Annotated in this window: 4 protein-coding genes and 1 pseudogene; all 5 read left to right on the top strand. The window is 37.6% G+C overall.

The window, feature by feature from the left end; translation table 11 throughout:
* Positions 1 to 387, top strand: a 387-nt coding sequence (locus AC1DUW_RS25155) for a rhodanese-like domain-containing protein (RefSeq protein WP_477643753.1), incomplete at its 5' end; no start/stop codon positions are given.
* 30 nt (positions 388 to 417) lie between these two features.
* Positions 418 to 813 (top strand): DsrE/DsrF/DrsH-like family protein, encoded by a 396-nt coding sequence (locus tag AC1DUW_RS25150; RefSeq protein WP_053345633.1) that lies wholly within the window; start codon positions 418 to 420, stop codon positions 811 to 813.
* A 48-nt stretch (positions 814 to 861) separates the two neighbouring features.
* Positions 862 to 1,989, top strand: a complete 1,128-nt coding sequence (locus tag AC1DUW_RS25145) for an MBL fold metallo-hydrolase (protein ID WP_053345634.1) — start codon at positions 862 to 864, stop codon at positions 1,987 to 1,989.
* Between the two features lie 46 nt (positions 1,990 to 2,035).
* The gene (locus AC1DUW_RS25140; RefSeq protein ID WP_053345635.1) at positions 2,036 to 2,263 is read left to right on the top strand and encodes a sulfurtransferase TusA family protein; all 228 of its coding nucleotides are present in this window, start codon (positions 2,036 to 2,038) and stop codon (positions 2,261 to 2,263) included.
* Positions 2,264 to 2,314: 51 nt separating this feature from the next.
* Positions 2,315 to 2,757 (top strand): annotated as a pseudogene (locus tag AC1DUW_RS25135) (TSUP family transporter); the annotation flags it as partial.

Raw genomic sequence — 2,757 nt, 5'->3', positions numbered from 1 at the left:
GATGAAGAAGGAACCGTTCTTAAACATTATCTTCGGAAAGCAAGTGGTGAAGAGCATGAAGAAAAAAAGCATGAAAAAGTCATTTCAAATGAAGAACTTCTACAAAAAATAGAAGAAAATCAAAAAACGATAGTACTTGATGTACGTGAATCGGCAGAATATGCGTTTAATCATATTCCATCTGCTAAATCCCTTCCAATGGGTGAATTAGAAGAACGTTTTAGTGAACTGGATAAAGAGTCTGAGATTTTTGTCATATGCCGAACCGGTAGCCGAAGTGACCTGGCTGCACAAAAACTAACAGCTGCAGGATTTAAACAAGTGGTTAATGTTGAACCGGGCATGAGCCAATGGAATGGTCCTACAAAAAAATCAGTGAACGAATAACATATAATCCTAAAAATGGAGGGGCATATCATGTCTAAAAAAGTAGCGATAATAGCTAGTAACGGTGGTTTATTTGACGCATATAAAGTATTTAACATTGCAACAGCAGCAGCAGCAACGGATCAAGAAGTAGCTATTTTCTTTACATTCGAAGGCTTAAATTTAATCCATAAAGTAGCGAATCAACAACTACCGATGCCAGAAGGTAAGGAACATTTTGCAGAAGGATTTGCGAGGGCTAATGCACCTTCTATTCCTGAGTTACTTTCTATGGCACAAGAAATGGACGTCAAGTTTATTGGATGTCAAATGACCATGGATGTTATGGGCTTGGATAAAGAAGCTTTCGTTGATGGCATCGAAGTCGGTGGAGCTGTTACATTTTTAGAATTCGCGAAAGATGCGGATGTAACTTTAACCTTTTAAGTCAGGTAAAAAATTTTGAAACACTAAATACTATAGGGGGTATATTTTATGACGTTAAATGAAATGACAGCCAAAGAGGTTTCAAAGAAAGTAATCAATAAAGCTGAATTATTTATTTTGGATGTTCGAAATGAAAGTGATTTTAACGATTGGAAAATTGAAGGAGAGAACTTTGAATTCCTTAATATTCCTTATTTTGATTTACTGGATGGCGTTGAAGAAATCATCGATAAAATTCCAGCAAATAAAGAAATTTTAGTTGTCTGTGCAAAAGAAGGCTCATCTATTATGATTGCTGAAATGCTATCTGAAGCAGGGCTGGATGTTTCTTATTTGAAAGGCGGAATGAAAGCATGGAGTGAACACTTAGAACCAGTGAAAATTGGGGATTTGAATAATGGCGGAGAAATCTACCAATTTGTACGTCTCGGTAAAGGTTGTTTATCTTACATGATCATTTCTAATGGTGAAGCAGCCGTTATTGATTCTACAAGAATGACTGATATCTACGTTGATTTTGCCGATAGTATTGGAGCGAAGATCACTCATGTATTTGATACGCACTTACATGCTGACCATATTTCAGGTGGAAGAAAAATAGCAGAAAGTGCAAATGCAACTTACTGGCTACCACCAAAAGATGCAACAGAAGTAACTTTTGAATATCAGCCATTAGAAGGCGGTAAAGTGGTTACGATCGGTCACACAGCTATCAATATTCATGCTCTATACTCCCCGGGCCACACGATTGGTTCCACTTCATTTGTAGTCGATGAAAAATACTTGCTTTCAGGAGATATTCTATTCATCGATTCCATTGGTAGACCGGACTTAGCCGGATTAGCTGAGGATTGGGTAGGAGACTTGAGAGAAACACTTTATACTCGCTATAGAGAATTGTCAGACGAGTTGATCGTACTGCCATCTCACTTTATGATCATTGAAGAATTAAATGAAGACGGCAGTGTTGCGAAGAAATTAGGAGAGTTATTTGTAGAAAATCATGGTTTGAACATTGCTGACGAAACAGAATTCAGAGAGTTGGTTACAGGAAACTTACCTCCACAGCCAAACGCATATCAAGAAATCCGTGAAACGAATATGGGGAAAATCACCCCTGATGAGGAAAAACAGCGCGAAATGGAAATTGGACCAAATCGTTGTGCGGTTCGTTAAACTTAAAAAAAGATTATAAATACTACGAAAACAGGAGAGATGTATGATGAATTCAGATAAAATGTTAGATGCTAAGGGACTTGCTTGTCCGATGCCGATCGTTAGAACAAAGAAGGCTATGAATGATTTACAATCTGGTCAAGTGTTAGAAATACATGTGACAGATAAAGGCGCTAAAGCAGATTTAGCTGCTTGGTCAAAATCTGGTGGTCATGAGCTAGTAGAAACTGCAGAAGAAAATGAAGTTCTAAAATTTTGGATTAGAAAAGGCTGATAATGATAAGGGAACCCTATTGGTTCCCTTCTTTTCAAGRAGGCAATAAAAATGGATATTACTTTTATCATAACCATCTTTTTGATAGGATTTATAGGTTCCTACATTTCAGGAATGCTAGGTATAGGCGGATCCATCATTAAATACCCAATGCTTTTGTATATACCACCACTTTTCGGTTTAGCGGCTTTTAGTGCTCATGAAGTCTCAGGAATAAGTGCAGTACAAGTATTATTTGCATCCATAGGTGGTGTCTGGGCTTATCGTAAAGGTGGCTATTTAAATAAGACGCTCATTATCTATATGGGTGTTAGTGTACTAATTGGTAGTGTCATTGGGAGTTTTGGTTCGCAATCCATGTCTGAAGACGGGATAAATATCGGGTAGTGTCATTGGGAGTTTTGGTTCGCAATCCATGTCTGAAGACGGGATAAATATCGTGTATGGCCTACTTGCTCTAATAGCAGCTGTCATGATGTTTATTCCTAAAAAAG

This window comes from Peribacillus sp. P4_C12, from assembly GCF_056402095.1.
Note: the sequence above shows the minus strand (reverse complement) of the source record. Positions and strands in the feature narration are given on the sequence as shown.